Source organism: Bradyrhizobium sp. (genome assembly GCF_017881085.1).
GTDB lineage: Bacteria > Pseudomonadota > Alphaproteobacteria > Rhizobiales > Xanthobacteraceae > Bradyrhizobium.
Genome location: NZ_JADGRI010000001.1, coordinates 21,719 through 34,850, shown reverse-complemented (window position 1 = coordinate 34,850; position 13,132 = coordinate 21,719). Strand labels below are relative to the sequence as shown.

18 protein-coding genes are annotated in these 13,132 nt (G+C 63.2%); 5 read left to right on the top strand and 13 right to left on the bottom strand.

Annotated features, from left to right (window positions below; translation table 11 throughout):
- Positions 1-64: 64 nt before the first annotated feature.
- Positions 65-1,114, top strand: coding sequence for a fatty acid desaturase family protein (locus QZ213_RS00200; RefSeq protein WP_291684017.1), 1,050 nt, complete (start codon positions 65-67; stop codon positions 1,112-1,114).
- Between the two features lie 47 nt (positions 1,115-1,161).
- Here the strand turns inward: QZ213_RS00200 and tolB are convergent, their stop codons facing one another.
- The 8 genes from tolB to QZ213_RS00160 form a co-directional block, all read right to left on the bottom strand.
- On the bottom strand, positions 1,162-2,526 hold the full coding sequence (gene tolB, locus QZ213_RS00195; protein WP_291684016.1) for a Tol-Pal system beta propeller repeat protein TolB: 1,365 nt from the start codon (positions 2,524-2,526) through the stop codon (positions 1,162-1,164).
- Positions 2,527-2,551: 25 nt separating this feature from the next.
- The gene (locus QZ213_RS00190) at positions 2,552-3,499 is read right to left on the bottom strand and encodes a protein TolA (RefSeq protein WP_291684015.1); all 948 of its coding nucleotides are present in this window, start codon (positions 3,497-3,499) and stop codon (positions 2,552-2,554) included.
- 8 nt (positions 3,500-3,507) lie between these two features.
- Positions 3,508-3,951, bottom strand: a complete 444-nt coding sequence (tolR, locus tag QZ213_RS00185; RefSeq protein ID WP_291684014.1) for a protein TolR — start codon at positions 3,949-3,951, stop codon at positions 3,508-3,510.
- 39 nt (positions 3,952-3,990) lie between these two features.
- Positions 3,991-4,704, bottom strand: coding sequence for a protein TolQ (gene tolQ, locus QZ213_RS00180; RefSeq protein ID WP_291684013.1), 714 nt, complete (start codon positions 4,702-4,704; stop codon positions 3,991-3,993).
- A 400-nt stretch (positions 4,705-5,104) separates the two neighbouring features.
- A complete protein-coding gene (locus QZ213_RS00175; RefSeq protein ID WP_291684012.1) occupies positions 5,105-5,584 on the bottom strand; it encodes a DUF2852 domain-containing protein in 480 nt (159 codons plus the stop codon).
- Positions 5,585-5,689: 105 nt separating this feature from the next.
- The gene (locus QZ213_RS00170) at positions 5,690-6,433 is read right to left on the bottom strand and encodes a TetR/AcrR family transcriptional regulator (protein WP_291684011.1); all 744 of its coding nucleotides are present in this window, start codon (positions 6,431-6,433) and stop codon (positions 5,690-5,692) included.
- Between the two features lie 63 nt (positions 6,434-6,496).
- Positions 6,497-6,913 carry a YciI family protein gene (locus QZ213_RS00165; protein ID WP_291684010.1) on the bottom strand — a complete coding sequence of 139 codons (417 nt, stop codon included), beginning with the start codon at positions 6,911-6,913 and terminating at the stop codon, positions 6,497-6,499.
- Positions 6,914-6,915: 2 nt separating this feature from the next.
- The gene (locus QZ213_RS00160; RefSeq protein WP_291684009.1) at positions 6,916-7,245 is read right to left on the bottom strand and encodes a cupin; all 330 of its coding nucleotides are present in this window, start codon (positions 7,243-7,245) and stop codon (positions 6,916-6,918) included.
- Positions 7,246-7,418: 173 nt separating this feature from the next.
- On the opposite strand from QZ213_RS00160, the gene QZ213_RS00155 reads away from it, so the two are divergent.
- Positions 7,419-8,207 carry an SDR family oxidoreductase gene (locus QZ213_RS00155; protein WP_291684008.1) on the top strand — a complete coding sequence of 263 codons (789 nt, stop codon included), beginning with the start codon at positions 7,419-7,421 and terminating at the stop codon, positions 8,205-8,207.
- Between the two features lie 2 nt (positions 8,208-8,209).
- On the opposite strand, the gene QZ213_RS00150 is transcribed toward QZ213_RS00155, so the two are convergent.
- Both QZ213_RS00150 and cobS read right to left on the bottom strand, forming a co-directional pair.
- A complete protein-coding gene (locus QZ213_RS00150; RefSeq protein WP_291684007.1) occupies positions 8,210-8,779 on the bottom strand; it encodes a histidine phosphatase family protein in 570 nt (189 codons plus the stop codon).
- A 6-nt stretch (positions 8,780-8,785) separates the two neighbouring features.
- Positions 8,786-9,538, bottom strand: coding sequence for an adenosylcobinamide-GDP ribazoletransferase (cobS, locus tag QZ213_RS00145; RefSeq protein WP_291684006.1), 753 nt, complete (start codon positions 9,536-9,538; stop codon positions 8,786-8,788).
- Positions 9,539-9,582: 44 nt separating this feature from the next.
- On the opposite strand from cobS, the gene cobT reads away from it, so the two are divergent.
- Positions 9,583-10,599, top strand: coding sequence for a nicotinate-nucleotide--dimethylbenzimidazole phosphoribosyltransferase (gene cobT, locus QZ213_RS00140; protein ID WP_291684005.1), 1,017 nt, complete (start codon positions 9,583-9,585; stop codon positions 10,597-10,599).
- A 104-nt stretch (positions 10,600-10,703) separates the two neighbouring features.
- Positions 10,704-11,105 (top strand): hypothetical protein, encoded by a 402-nt coding sequence (locus tag QZ213_RS00135; RefSeq protein ID WP_291684040.1) that lies wholly within the window; start codon positions 10,704-10,706, stop codon positions 11,103-11,105.
- Here the strand turns inward: QZ213_RS00135 and QZ213_RS00130 are convergent, their stop codons facing one another.
- From QZ213_RS00130 to QZ213_RS00120, 3 genes are all read right to left on the bottom strand, one after another.
- Positions 11,106-11,516, bottom strand: a complete 411-nt coding sequence (locus QZ213_RS00130; RefSeq protein ID WP_291684004.1) for a VOC family protein — start codon at positions 11,514-11,516, stop codon at positions 11,106-11,108.
- A 36-nt stretch (positions 11,517-11,552) separates the two neighbouring features.
- Positions 11,553-12,089, bottom strand: coding sequence for an SRPBCC family protein (locus tag QZ213_RS00125; protein ID WP_291684003.1), 537 nt, complete (start codon positions 12,087-12,089; stop codon positions 11,553-11,555).
- Between the two features lie 85 nt (positions 12,090-12,174).
- Positions 12,175-12,588 (bottom strand): DoxX family protein, encoded by a 414-nt coding sequence (locus QZ213_RS00120; RefSeq protein ID WP_291684039.1) that lies wholly within the window; start codon positions 12,586-12,588, stop codon positions 12,175-12,177.
- A gap of 273 nt (positions 12,589-12,861) precedes the next feature.
- On the opposite strand from QZ213_RS00120, the gene QZ213_RS00115 reads away from it, so the two are divergent.
- Positions 12,862-13,068, top strand: a complete 207-nt coding sequence (locus QZ213_RS00115; RefSeq protein ID WP_291684002.1) for a hypothetical protein — start codon at positions 12,862-12,864, stop codon at positions 13,066-13,068.
- Positions 13,069-13,132 lie beyond the last annotated feature (64 nt).

The following is a 13,132-nucleotide window of genomic DNA, read 5'->3' as shown; positions in this document are numbered from 1 at the left end:
CGCGGGCCCGACGGAAAATCTTAACCACGCCTTAAGATTTGAGCTTAATTTCGGGTTAACCTTCTTGGTAAAGCGATCAATAAAAGGTACTTTCTGGCCGAAAAATTGGGTTCAGGAGTACCGGATGACCGATACGGTTGTAGCTCGCTCGGCGAAACTGGGTGATTCCTGTCTGCAGAACATTCCGCGTCTCCTCTCCAAGGAGGAAATCCGCAATTTCTCGGAAATCGACAGCGTAAAATTCACCGCAGCGGCCGTGCTTGAATTCGGCCTGGTTGCGGCCGCTGTCTGGATGAGCGAGACTTGGTGGAACCCTTTGACATATGCGCTCGCCGTCATCGTCATTGGCTCGCGAATCAATGGACTCGGGGCACTGATGCACGACGCCGCCCATTATCGCGGCTACGCCAACCGACAGCTCAACGACTTCGTCGGAGAAATTCTTGCACTGCCGACATCGACATCGATGGCCGGCTATCGAAACAGTCATTTCGCACATCACCGCGAGTTGAACAGCGAGAACGATCCCGACTGGCAACGAAACCTGGGACTGAAGGAATACGAATTTCCGGCGCCGCGGACCAGCGTGCTGATGCGCACCTTGCAGTATCTATTGGGTCTGAAGACCGTTACCGCCGTGACGGGATTTCACAAGAACAAGGATACCCGCGACATTGCGGTTGCTGTGGCCCGTGCGCGATTGTTCTTCTTTGCAGCGCTCTTGGTTTCATCGATCGTGCTGGGCTTCTGGAAGTTCATCCTGCTTTACTGGATCGTCCCTCTTATGACGGTCTTCCTGGCCATTCGATATATCCGCAGCGTCGCCGAGCACTATGCCGTAGAGCACGAGAACGTGCTCAACGAAAGCCGTACCGTCGTGGCTCCGTTCTGGGAGCGCTGGCTGATCGCCCCTTGGGGACTGAACTATCATATCGAACACCATCTATTCCCCGGCGTGCCCTGCTTCCGGCTTGCGGAGCTTCACCGGCTGTTGATGACGCGGGATCCCTATCCGCAAATCGCGCACGTGACATACGGCTATTTCAGCGGGTTGCTGTGGGATTGCGCGTCGGTTCGACACATTGAAATCGAAACCGCAGCGTCGACGTTATAGGCCACGCAGGCCGGGATCGACGGGAAGCGCCTGTCGATCGGCCGATGTCACGAAAGCAGCGGCGACCACGCCGGGTCGGACGCGAAGCCGGGGGTCGGCACCTTCAGTTCGTTGCGTCCCGAGATGTCCACGGTGAACAGCGAAGGGCCGCCACTGCCGCCGGGATCGCGGAAGAACATGACCACCCGGCCGTTCGGCGCGAAGGTCGGCCCCTCGTTGTGAAACCCGGACGTGAGGATCCGCTCGCCCGAGCCATCGGGCTTCATGATACCGATGGAAAACTGACCGCCACCCTGCTTGGTGAAAGCGATATAGTCGCCGCGCGGCGACCAGACCGGGGTCGAATAGCTGCCGTTGGTGTCATCCTTGCTGAAGGAGATGCGTTGCGCGGGTCCGCCGGCCGCCGGCATCACGTAGATCTGCGGCTTGCCGCCGCGGTCGGACTCGAAGCAGATGCGGCTGCCGTCGGGCGAATAGGACGGCGAGGTATCGATCGCCGGCGTATCGGTGAGACGCGTGGTCGACTTCGAGCGCAGATCCATCACGAACAGGTTCGAATTGCCGCCCTGCTGTAGGCTCATGATCACGCGCTGGCCGTCCGGCGAGAAGCGCGGCGAGAACGACATGCCGGGAAAATTGCCGACGATCTCGGTCTGTCCGGTCTCGATATTGCGCAGATAGACCTTCGGGTCGCCCTGGCCGAACTCCATATAGGTGATTTCCTGGGTTGACGGCGAGAAGCGTGGCGTCAGCACGAGATCGCTGCCGCGCGTCAAATAGCGCACATTGGCGCCGTCCTGGTCCATCAGCGCCAGCCGCTTGATGCGCCGTTCCGCGGGGCCGCTTTCGTCGACGAACACCACGCGGCTGTCGAAATAGCCCTTCTCTCCGGTCAGGCGCTCGTAGATCTGGTCGGAGATGATGTGCGCGATCCGGCGCCAGTATTCGGGCGAGGTGAAATATTGCTGGCCCGCGAGCTGCTGGCCGGAGGCGACGTCCCAGAGGCGAAATTCGGCCTTCAGACGCCCGTCGCCCTGTTTCGTCATACGGCCGGTGACGAGCGCCTGGGCGTTGATGGTCTTCCAGTTCTGGAATTGCGGCGCGGCGTCGATGTTGACGATCTTCTCGATGAAGGCCGCCTGATCGATCGGCGCGAACAGCCCGCTGCGCTTCAAATTGTTGGTGATGACCTGGGACACGCCGACGCCGACTTCGCCGTCCGCGGGCGAGCCGGCGACAAAATCCGGAATTGCGATCGGAAGTGGCGCGACATTGCCTTCGGTGATCTGCAATTTGGTCTGCGCGCCGGCGAGCGAGGGCAAGAGCATACCTGCAGCCGCGCCGGCGCCGCCGATCAGGACGTGACGGCGGGAAAGCGGCAGCGGAGGAAGCGAAAACGACGTCACGGGCATTGCTGGCTCATTTCCAAAAATCAAATTATCCGCTGTGGAACATCTGTTTGGGATCAAAATCGATGTCCATGTATTTCCACTGGTCGAAGGTCTCGTCCCGCAGCATGGTGTAGGGCTGGCCTTGCAGGACAGCGCGTACGGCGGCATCCGCCGCGGCTTGGTAGCGCGGCGAGCTTCCGGTCGAAACCACCTGCGGCGGTGCTGCGAGGCGGCGATCCGGGTTCAGACGGATCCGCACGGTGACATAGAGTTCTTCGGGATGTTCGACACCGGGCTGGACATTCCACAGGCTCGCGAGCCGCGCGCGCATGGCGTCCAATTCGGACTGCGACAGGGTGGCCGCGGTGCCGCGCGTGGTCCCGAGCGAGGCCGAGGAGTTCAGCGTCGCCCCGGTGATGGCCTGCCGGGTCGGATCGCGCTTGTCGAGCAGGGCCGCGATCTTCGACTGATCGAAGGTGCGCTCCTGCTTCGGCTTCGGTGGCTGCGGCGGTGTCGCCTTGGCCTCGTGTTTCGGCACCGGCTTCTTGGCCTCTTCCGACTTCAGGGCTTCCGCGATCGGATCGACCTTGGGCGGGTCGGGCTTCTTCTCGACCGGCTTCGGTTCGTCTTTCGGCTTGTTCTCGGCAACCGGCTTCGGCGGCTCAGGCTTTTTCTCGACCGGCTTTTCCACCGGCTTAGGCGGCGGCTCCGGCGCCGACGCCGTCACGATTTCCTTCTTTTCGGTGATCTTGCCGACGGCGTCCTCGGCCGGCGTGGCATCGGCGACCTTTTCGACCATGGGTTTCGGTTTGTCTTTTTCACCGGTCTTGATGCCGGCGGTGATCTTGGAGAGCTGATCGGCTGAAATGATATCGACCGGCATCGACTCCGGCGGCGGCGCTTCGAGCGAGCGCGCCGAAAAGGAAACCACCCCCCATCCGATCACGAGGACATGGAGTGCGACCGACGCAATGAGTGTCCTGTCGACCTTCACCTTCGAAGCTACCCCTGATCCACTTCCGTCACCAGCGCCACGCGCCTGAAGCCGGCTTGCGACAGCCGTCCCATCACCTTCATCACGGTACCGTAGTCGACTTTTTTGTCGCCCCGGACAAAAATTCGCTCATCGAGTCCGCCGCGGGCATCCGTGATCGCCTTCAGCTTGGGCACCAGATCATCGAGCCCGATCTCGGTTTCGTTGAGGAAGACCTGGCCTTTCAGATTGACCGACAGCGTCAGCGGGTTCTTGTCCTGATCGAGGCTCTTGGCCTGGGTCTGCGGCAGATCGAGCGGCACGCCGACCGTCAACAGCGGCGCCGACACCATAAAGATGATCAGCAACACCAGCATTACGTCCACCATCGGCGTGACGTTGATTTCCGCCATCACCGGGCGACGCCGGCCGCGGCGGCCGCCGCCGGACGAACCTGCCATGTTCATCGCCATGATCGGGTGCTCATGATGGGCTTCACATTATACCGCCGATTACGCCCGCTCGTCGATCTGACGCGACAGGATCGCTGAAAATTCGTCGGCGAACCCCTCCAGCCGCTGGGCCTGCCGGTTCACCTCGGAGGTGAACTTATTGTAGAAAATAGTCGCCGGAATTGCGGCGATAAGGCCGATGGCTGTGGCAAATAGCGCCTCCGCGATACCGGGGGCCACCACCGCCAGCGAGGTATTCTTGGAAGCGGCGATCGATTGAAAGCTCGACATGATGCCCCAGACCGTGCCGAACAGGCCGACAAAGGGGCCGGCCGATCCGACCGTCGCCAGCACCAGGAGCCGGCGTTCCAGCCGCTCCACCTCCCGGGCGATGGAGACGTTCATGACCTTCTCGATCCGCATCTGCAGCCCGGCGAAGGACCGCGCCTGGCTCTCGAACGAGCGTTTCCATTCGCGCATCGCGGCGACGAAGCAGGCGGCCATCGATTGCGTCGGCTTGGCCGAGAGCGCGCGGTAGAGTTCCTCGATCGATTCGCCCGACCAGAACGCCTGTTCGAAGCGGTCCATGGCGCGCTTGGTGCGCGAATACAGGAACATCTTGTCGATCGCGATCGCCCAGACCCAGACCGAACAGGCGAGCAGCCCGAGCATGACGCCTTTCACGATCCAGTGAGCCTGGAGGAACAGGGCGATCAGCGATACGTCGGCGGATGCGATCGGCAACGCTGATTGAGCCACGTCGGCCGGATTCATTAGCGGTATCCTCTCAACGCAATTGTCCCAAAATCTCCGGGAGCAAATGGCTGCCGGTTCGACAGCCGCGCGGCGGGCGCGGCGTAAATGCCAGCGCGAGAGCCCTGTTCTCTGTCACATGAGAGGCCCGTCCAAAGCCGGGGCCTGCTTCCCCTGCCAACATGTCAAAACGAGGGCTGTCCGCGCGTCCTTTCGCCTCTAACCAGACGCTAATCATGGTTAATACCTCGTTACCAAAGGGGATTTTGGCGGCCTGAAATGCAGGCACCGGGATGGCCGAATTGTTCCCGAATTAGCCTCCGAACGCAAAAAAACCGCCCGTCTGCTTTCGCAAACGGGCGGTCGTGTCGCCGTCAGGCGTTATGGGGGCACTCAGCCTGAGGCTTTCAGCTCTCGAAACTCAAGCCTGGGGCTGACCGTCCTGGGGTGGCGTCGGACGCGGTCTGTGCTGCGCCATGAACTGGTCGAACTCTTCCTTGTCCTTGGCGTGGCGCAGGCGATCCAGGAATTCCTTGAATTCGGTCTGCTCTTCCTCCAGGCGCCGCAGGGTTTCCATGCGGTATTCGTCGAAGGCGCGGTTGCCGCTCGTGGGTGGGCCGAAGGGGAAGCCGCGGCTCTCCATCCGGTTGCGCATCCGCTCCATCTTGTACTGCATCCGCTCCATCTTGTTCGACCAGCGGTCTTGATGACTCCAGCAACCCATTTTTCTGCTCCCGAGTGTGAAAAAGAGAAGGGCAAGGCCGATCGGCCACCAGATGATGAAACCGAGCACGGTCACGGCGATCCAGCCGGGGTGCCAGGGAGATTGCAGCATATGCGGTCGCTCGTAGGGCTCTTCAGCGGGACCGCGCCAACGATTGACATCTGCGGTGTAGGCCATTTCCCTCTCCATGACGGCTTCACGCCGTTGTGAATGTAAATAACATTTACATACCTAAACCATCCCGGGTTTTTGTCAAGCCGGGCGCTAGCGGCACCCGCTAATTTATTTTGGGGTGCCCCAAGGGCCTGATGGAGGGCCGGACGGAGGTACCGGCGGCGGGCCGGCCGGTTTTGGTTCGGCGGCTCCATTTTGGGGAGGCGGCCGGCGCTCGGTGGGGAAGCCGAGACCGCGCAGATAGATCAGCACTTCCGCTTCGAGGAGATCCTCCGCCGACATCGGCAGCTTGCGGCGCGCCGCATCGCCGCGCGCGAACAGCGACGCCACGCCGTGCGACATCGACCAGATGTGCAGCGCCATCATCATCGCCGGCGGGCGCGGCGTGCCCGGCGGCGCAAGCGCGGCGAGCCGCTCCGCAGCCGCCCTGATGATGCCGAAAGCGCGCTCGCTGGCCGCCTGCAAGGCGGGGTTCAGGTCGACGGGAAGCCCTGATTCGAACATCGCCGAATAGAACGCCGGCTCGTTGCGGGCGAACGCGAGGTAGGCTTTTCCGACCCGCTCGAACGCCGTGACGGTGTCGGGGCGCCCGTCATCCCAGGCTTGGGTGAGGGCCGCCTCGAACTGTTCGAAGCCGCGCTGGGCGATACTGGACAGGAGCTCGTCGCGGTCGCGGAAATGCCGGTATGGCGCCGCGGGGCTGACGCCGGCCATCCGCGCGGCATCGGCAAAGGTGAAGCCGGCCGCGCCCTTCTCCGCAATCAGCCCGAGGGCTGCCTGCAGCAGCGCCTCTTTCAGGTTTCCGTGGTGATAGCCGCGCTCGGCGCGGCGTTGTTCCTTGCGCCAGCTCATGTGAAAGACTTTTACATGAGCGGCCAGCAAAGGTCACTAGGGGCAGAGGGGGCTTAACGTCTGTTAACCCCGGGTTCCGGCCTGCATCTCGGCAAATCCAGCCGCGGCCTGCTGCACCTCGGGGGAGAAATCCTCGAATTCCTGCACCTGACGGATCTCGATGATCTCGTTATTGGACGCCGGGCAGCGCTTGGCCCAGGCGATCGCCTCCTCGCGAGACTTCACATCGATCATCCAGTAGCCGCCGAGCACCTCCTTGGATTCGGCGAAGGGGCCGTCGGTGACCACAGGCTTGCCGCTGGCGAAGGAAACCCGCGCCCCCATCGACGGCGGATGCAGCCCGTCGAGCGTGATCAGGACGCCGGCCTCCTTCAGCGCCTCGTTGTATTTCATCATCGCGGCCACCGCCTCGGCGGGCGGCATGGTGCCGGGGATTGCCGTCTCGTAGCCTTTCGGGATCATCAACATCATGAATCGCATGGTCACGCTCCGTTTCGATCTAGCTGTAGCAGGCCGGTTGCGAACCAGCGCTCAACAACAAGACGAACAGGGTTTTGCGGCACCGACAGGACTTGCGGAATTATTTCCGAGGCCATTGCAGGCCGGTTCGCAGCTATCTCGCGAACATGGCGAAATAGGCTCCGCCTCTTGCAACACACGCGCATAGGACGGACGCACACCTCGGCCTCACCATCGCGCACGGTCAGCACCTCCTCGACGGGGTGCGAATGCGTCGGCGCGCCGGTTCCCGGCGCGACCCATTGTTCGAAGACGCACAGTTGCGTCGCGCCATTACGCGCCGAGACCAGCATGCGCGTTTCCACCCCCGGCCGCCATGGCTCGGGCGAGGCGTCCCTGATGTCGCTGACCCTCATGAAATTCGACCCCTTTGCCTTGCCGATACGGTCCAGATAGCAAAGCAGACACTTCGCTTTCGTGCTAGGGACGACGCAGACCGAGGACCGGCTGAACGATGGATCGACGCATGACCCCTGCCCCTCAAAAAGTCGCGCTGGTGACCGGCGCCGCGCGCGGCATCGGGCTCGCCGTCGCCAGAAAATTTCTTGCCGAGGGCTGGCGGGTGGCGCTGCTCGACATCCAGGGCGAGTTGCTGTGGAAGAGCGCGGAAGCGCTGAATGCGGCCGGCCAGACGCTGGGGCTGCACTGCGACGTCTCCGACGCCGGCGCGGTCGCAGGCGCGTTTTCCGAAATCGAGCGGCGCTTCGGCCGGCTCGATGCGCTCGTCAACAATGCGGGGATCGCGGTGTTCGCACCGCTGCTCGAGACGTCCAACGAAGACTGGCGCCGGGTACTGGAAGTCAACCTGACCGGTCCGTTCCTCTGCACCAAGGCGGCGGTGCCGCTGATGCGCGAACAAGGCGGCGGCGCGATCGTGAACATCACCTCGATATCAGCGGTGCGAGCCTCCACGCTGCGTTCGGCCTACGGCACCAGCAAGGCCGGGCTCGCGCATCTGACCAAGCAGCTCGCGGTCGAACTGGCCTCGCTCGGCATCCGTGTCAACGGCGTGGCACCCGGCCCGGTCGAGACCGCGATGGCGAAAGCCGTGCACACCCCGGAAATCCGCGCCGACTATCACGATGCCATTCCGCTCAACCGTTACGGCCTCGAAGAAGAGCTGGCGGAAGCCGTGTTCTTCCTGTGCAGCGACCGCGCCAGCTACATCACCGGGCAGATCCTGGCCGTGGACGGCGGCTTCGATGCCGCAGGCATCGGCCTGCCGACATTGCGCGGCCAGCGCCGGAACGGGTAACCCTACCCCCGCCGGTTCACCGCAACGACCCGCCAGCCATCTTCCAGGCGGTCGATCCGCGTCAGCGACAAGGGATCGACCACAAAGCGCAGCGCGGTGTCGGGCGCGAGATCGAGCGCGATGGCGAGCACCGCGCGGATCGTGCCGGAATGCACAACGAGGACGACATCTCCCGCTGGCAAGGATGCGAGGCCGTTAACCGTACGGCCGATCTGACCGACAAAGCTTTCCCCACCCGGCGGCGCGTTGCTGGCCGGTGATTTCCAGAAATCCAGGTAGGCATCGCCGAGTTCGGCGACGAGGTCGTCATGCCGTCGCCCGGTCCAGCCGCCAAAATCCTGCTCGCGAAACAGGACCTGCTTGACCGGATCGAGACCGAGCGTAAGCGCGGTTTCAAACGTCCGCCGCGCCGGGCTGCAAACCGCAAACGCATTTTGCGGCAGTCGCGCCTTCAGCGCCACGAAGCCTGCAGCATCGCCGACATCGGCCGGTGCGTCCGGACCATGGATGACGCCGCGGGGGCCATCAACCGGCGCGTGCCGGATCAGCCAGAGATTTGTCTCGGCGCTCATCCGGGGCTAGGCCAGCGTTGCTGCGAGCAGCAGCAGGATGGTGGTCTCGCCGAGCTGCTCGGCTCCGCCGAGCACATCGCCGGTCTGGCCGCCGATCTGCCGCTGCGCTAACCACGCGATGCCCGCCGCGCACGCCGCAGCCGCCAGCGCCGCACAAAACGCCTCGCGCCACGGCAGCACCAGCCAGGCCATGATCAGCGCGAGCGCGCCCGCGGTTGCCGCGGTGGTCGAATCCGGCCGGCCCGCATTGGCAGCCAATCCATCCTTGCGCGCGTAAGACAGGCTCATGGACATGAAAGGCAACACGCCACGCGCCAGCGCATGCGCGGCGATCAGGCATTGCACTACGAATGCATCCGGAAGCGTCGCGAGCGCCGAAACCTTCGCGACAAAAATCACCAGCAGCATCAGCGCGCCATAGGTGCCGAGCCGGCTGTCGCGCATGATCTCGAGCTTCGCCGCGGGATCGCGGCCGCCGCCGAAACCGTCGGCGACATCGGCAAGGCCGTCCTCGTGCAGCGCGCCGGTCAGTAGCGCGCCCGCGCCCAGCGCCAGCGCCGCCGCGGCGAGATCGGGCAGACCGATGGCGCGCAGAGCAAGACAGAACAGGCCCACGGCGGAGCCGATGGCCGCTCCCACGACCGGAAACAGCCGGTGCGCGCGGACGAAATTTTCGGGACTCGCACCTTGCGGATGCGGCATCGGCAGGCGCGTCAGAAAGGCGACCGCGGTTCTGAGATCGTCGAGCCATTCATTCATGATAGAGAATCCGTGAGAATCAGTTCGCTCGACAAAGGGACCGCATGCAGTTCGATAGTCTAGACGATATAAGCGGCTTCTGTCGCGACCTGCCCACCGGCGACGCGCATTCGGCTGACGCCGCTGCGCGGCGGCAGCAAATGCTGACAAAGCCGCCGGGAAGCCTTGGCCGCCTCGAAGAACTGGCGATCTGGCTGGCGCGCTGGCAGGCCTGCGAAATTCCACGGCTCGATCGTGTCACGATAGCTGTCTTTGCCGGCAATCATGGCGTGGCCGCGCGCGGCGTTTCGGCTTACCCGCAAGCGGTCACCGAACAGATGGTCGCGAATTTTGCGGCCGGCGGCGCGGCCATCAACCAGATCGCCAGACTTGCCGGCGCCGAGCTGAAGGTGGTGCCGATCGAACTCGACCGCCCGACGCGCGACTTCACCGTCGCGCCCGCGATGGATGCCGATGAATTCCTGCGCGCCGTCGATGTCGGCTATCGGACCGTGCCGGAAGATGCCGACCTGCTTGTGGTCGGCGAGATGGGCATCGCCAACACCACGACAGCGGCGATGCTGTGCGCGGCGTTGCTAGGGGGCGGCGCGGCGCGCTGGGCCGGCCGCGGCACCGGCGTCGACGATGCCGGATTGGCGCGCAAGCGCGCGGCGGTCGAAACGGCGCTCGACTTCCATCGCGCGATATCAAGCGATCCGCTCGGCGTCGCGACAGCTTTGGGCGGGCGCGAACTGGCCGCCATCGCCGGTGCGGTCCTGGCGGCGCGGCGCCATCAAATCCCCGTGCTGCTCGACGGTTTTGTGGCGACCGCGGCGGTCGTTCCGCTGGCACGTCTCCGCGCAGGCATGCTCGATCACTGCCGCGCGGGACATGTCTCCGCGGAATCCGCTCACCGCGCCTTGCTGGCTGAACTAGGCCTCGACCCGCTGCTCGATCTCGACATGCGGCTCGGCGAAGCCTCCGGCGCCGGCGTTGCCATCCTCCTGCTGCGCGCGGCGCTCGCCTGCCATGCCGGGATGGCCACCTTCGCCGAGGCCGGGGTCTCCGGCGCGGACGAATGACGGAACCTTGCCGCACGAACTGCCGGTGATTAATTCATCAGCTCACCGCAAGCAGGAGTACGCTCATGGCAAAGGCGGCCTTGAAAGCCATCTTTCTCGCAAGCATGCTGTGCGCGGTCGTGCCGCGTTTTGCAAACGCCGAGATCCGCATCCTCGCCAGTACCGGCGGCGAAGTCGGCCCGTTCCTCAATCTGTTCGAGCGCGTGCGCGAGATGGGCGAGCGCGTCGTGATCGACGGGCCGTGCCTGTCGGCCTGCACGCTGGTGCTGGACGTGGTGCCGCGCGACCGCATCTGTGTCACTCGCCGCGCGATCCTCGGGTTTCACGCCGCCCGTTCGGTCGACCAGCGGGGCCGGATGTATGCCGAGCCGGAAGCATCCGCAGCGGTGCTGCAAGCCTATCCCGAGGCGGTGCGCGGCTGGATCGCCCGCCGCGGCGGATTGAGTTCGCGCCTGTTGTTGCTGCGCGGGCGCGAACTCGCAGCGATCTATCCACGATGCCGCTGACTAATCCTCCAGCGGGCAGTTCACCATCCAGGGAATGCCGAACTGATCGAGGCACATTCCGAATCCCTTGGAGAAGAAGGTCTTGCCAAAGGGCATGTTGACGTTGCCGCCTTCCGACAGCGCCTTGAACTTGCGCTCGGCATCGGCGGGATCCCCCACCGTCAGCGAAACCGAAAATCCCTGCGGCTTGTGGAAATGCTCAGGAGGCGCATCGGACGCCATCAGCACTTCACCGTCAATCGAAATCCGGCCGTGCATGATTTTCTTCTTCCGGTCCGGCGGCGTCGGCATCGACTCGGGCGCCTCCTCATTTCTCAGCATCACCTCGATCCTGGCGCCCAGCACCTTTTCGTAGAACTTGAACGCCGCTTCGCAATTGCCGTCGTAGAACAGATAGGGATTGACCTGCATCGCTTGCTCCTCTGGGACTGTGCTTCGAAGGTTCGGTTATTTCTCGGTAAGCCGTTTCAAGTTGGCGAGACCGATCTCAAAATCCTTGCCGACCATGCGGTCGATGTTCATGAACACATGCATGATCTTCGCCATGAACGGCGCCGGGCCGTGCATCAGCCACGTCAGGCTGGTGCCATCGCCCTGCGGCAGCATTGTGAATTCCGCGGTGTTGTGGCCCTCGAACGGCGTGAAGAAGTCGAGCTTGATCACAATCTTCGCCGGCGCCGACGCGTCGAGAATTTCCATGCGCCCGGAGCCGACATTCTTGTTGCCGTCCCACGCGTAGACCGCACCTTTGCCGCTCGCAGCCCCGCTGTAAGTGCGCTTCATCGCGGGGTCCTTGTGTTCGTAAGGCGACCAGCTTCCCCACCGATGGAAGTCGTTGATCAGAGGAAATATTTTTTCCGGCGGCGCCCTCACGTTTGTGGCGCGCTGCACGCTGAAAGTATCCGGCTTGGTGGCGGCGAGGATCAATATGACCGCAATGGCGACTGCCAGTATGACCGCGATGACGGCAATAATCTCGAACATGGCTGGCTCCGCTATGGCATTTCAATAATTATCCCGAGGACGAACGGCGCCGACGCGATCCGACAAGGCCGCGAAGATATTTCAATCAGTGCCGCCAGGGCATCAACGCCCGCAATTTCCGGTCGCGCAACCACAGGCCGCCCCACACCATCAGCCCGAGATAGAACCCGAACAGGATGTGGGTGAACAGCGGGTTGCCGATCCGCAGATGCGAGGCTATCGCGCCGCCGAGATATCCGGTCAACAGGATCGCGCCCAGGATCGACGTCGGCGGGATGGCGTAGAGGACCGTGCAGGCGACCGTGATGACGCCCAGGGTCCGCGCCAGCGTTTCGCTCGAACCATAGCCGATCCGGTCCATCGTTTCCGTGACAACCGGCCATGGCACCAGCTTGATGGCGCCGTCGAACAGCAGAAACAGGATGACGAGACCGCTGAGACCGCGGCCCAGCCAGCGCGCCGACCTTGAAACTGCCGGCTGCTCCGCCATTGTCGGCATGGCATTACCGCCGGCGTTGCCGCCCTGCATATTCATCGCACGTCTCCTGCGTTCGAATGACTGATCAGAAGACGAACGGGAAGCGCGTCTTTCGACAACTGCGATGATGATTTCTTCTGCATTTCACGCTGGGGCTGTACTGCGTTTGCCGGCGCGGAAAAAAAGTTGTGTCGCCGCGCGTCCTAAATTCCGTCTCAAATTCGCCCCCGACTCAATTCACTCTCCACGACAGAACGAGGGGTACGTTCGGCGAAGTTAATTAGGGGATTAGTCATGGGACCCGCATATCCGCCGGATCGCAAACAAGAATTTCGCGATGAACTGGAATATTTGAACGAATCACCGCTCCACGACGAAGACTGCGCAGACGACGACCATTCGGACGGCGTGACGTCGCTGCTGGAGGAAAACGCGCGATTGCGGGCGCTGGTGGTCAGGTTGACCGGTCTCGTGCTGAAAAGCGTCGCCGAACGCGGCTGATGCCGCATCGCTGACAGCCGCTCATGCAAATGTCGTAAGGCCGGGCAGCGATGCTGTGCGGCTG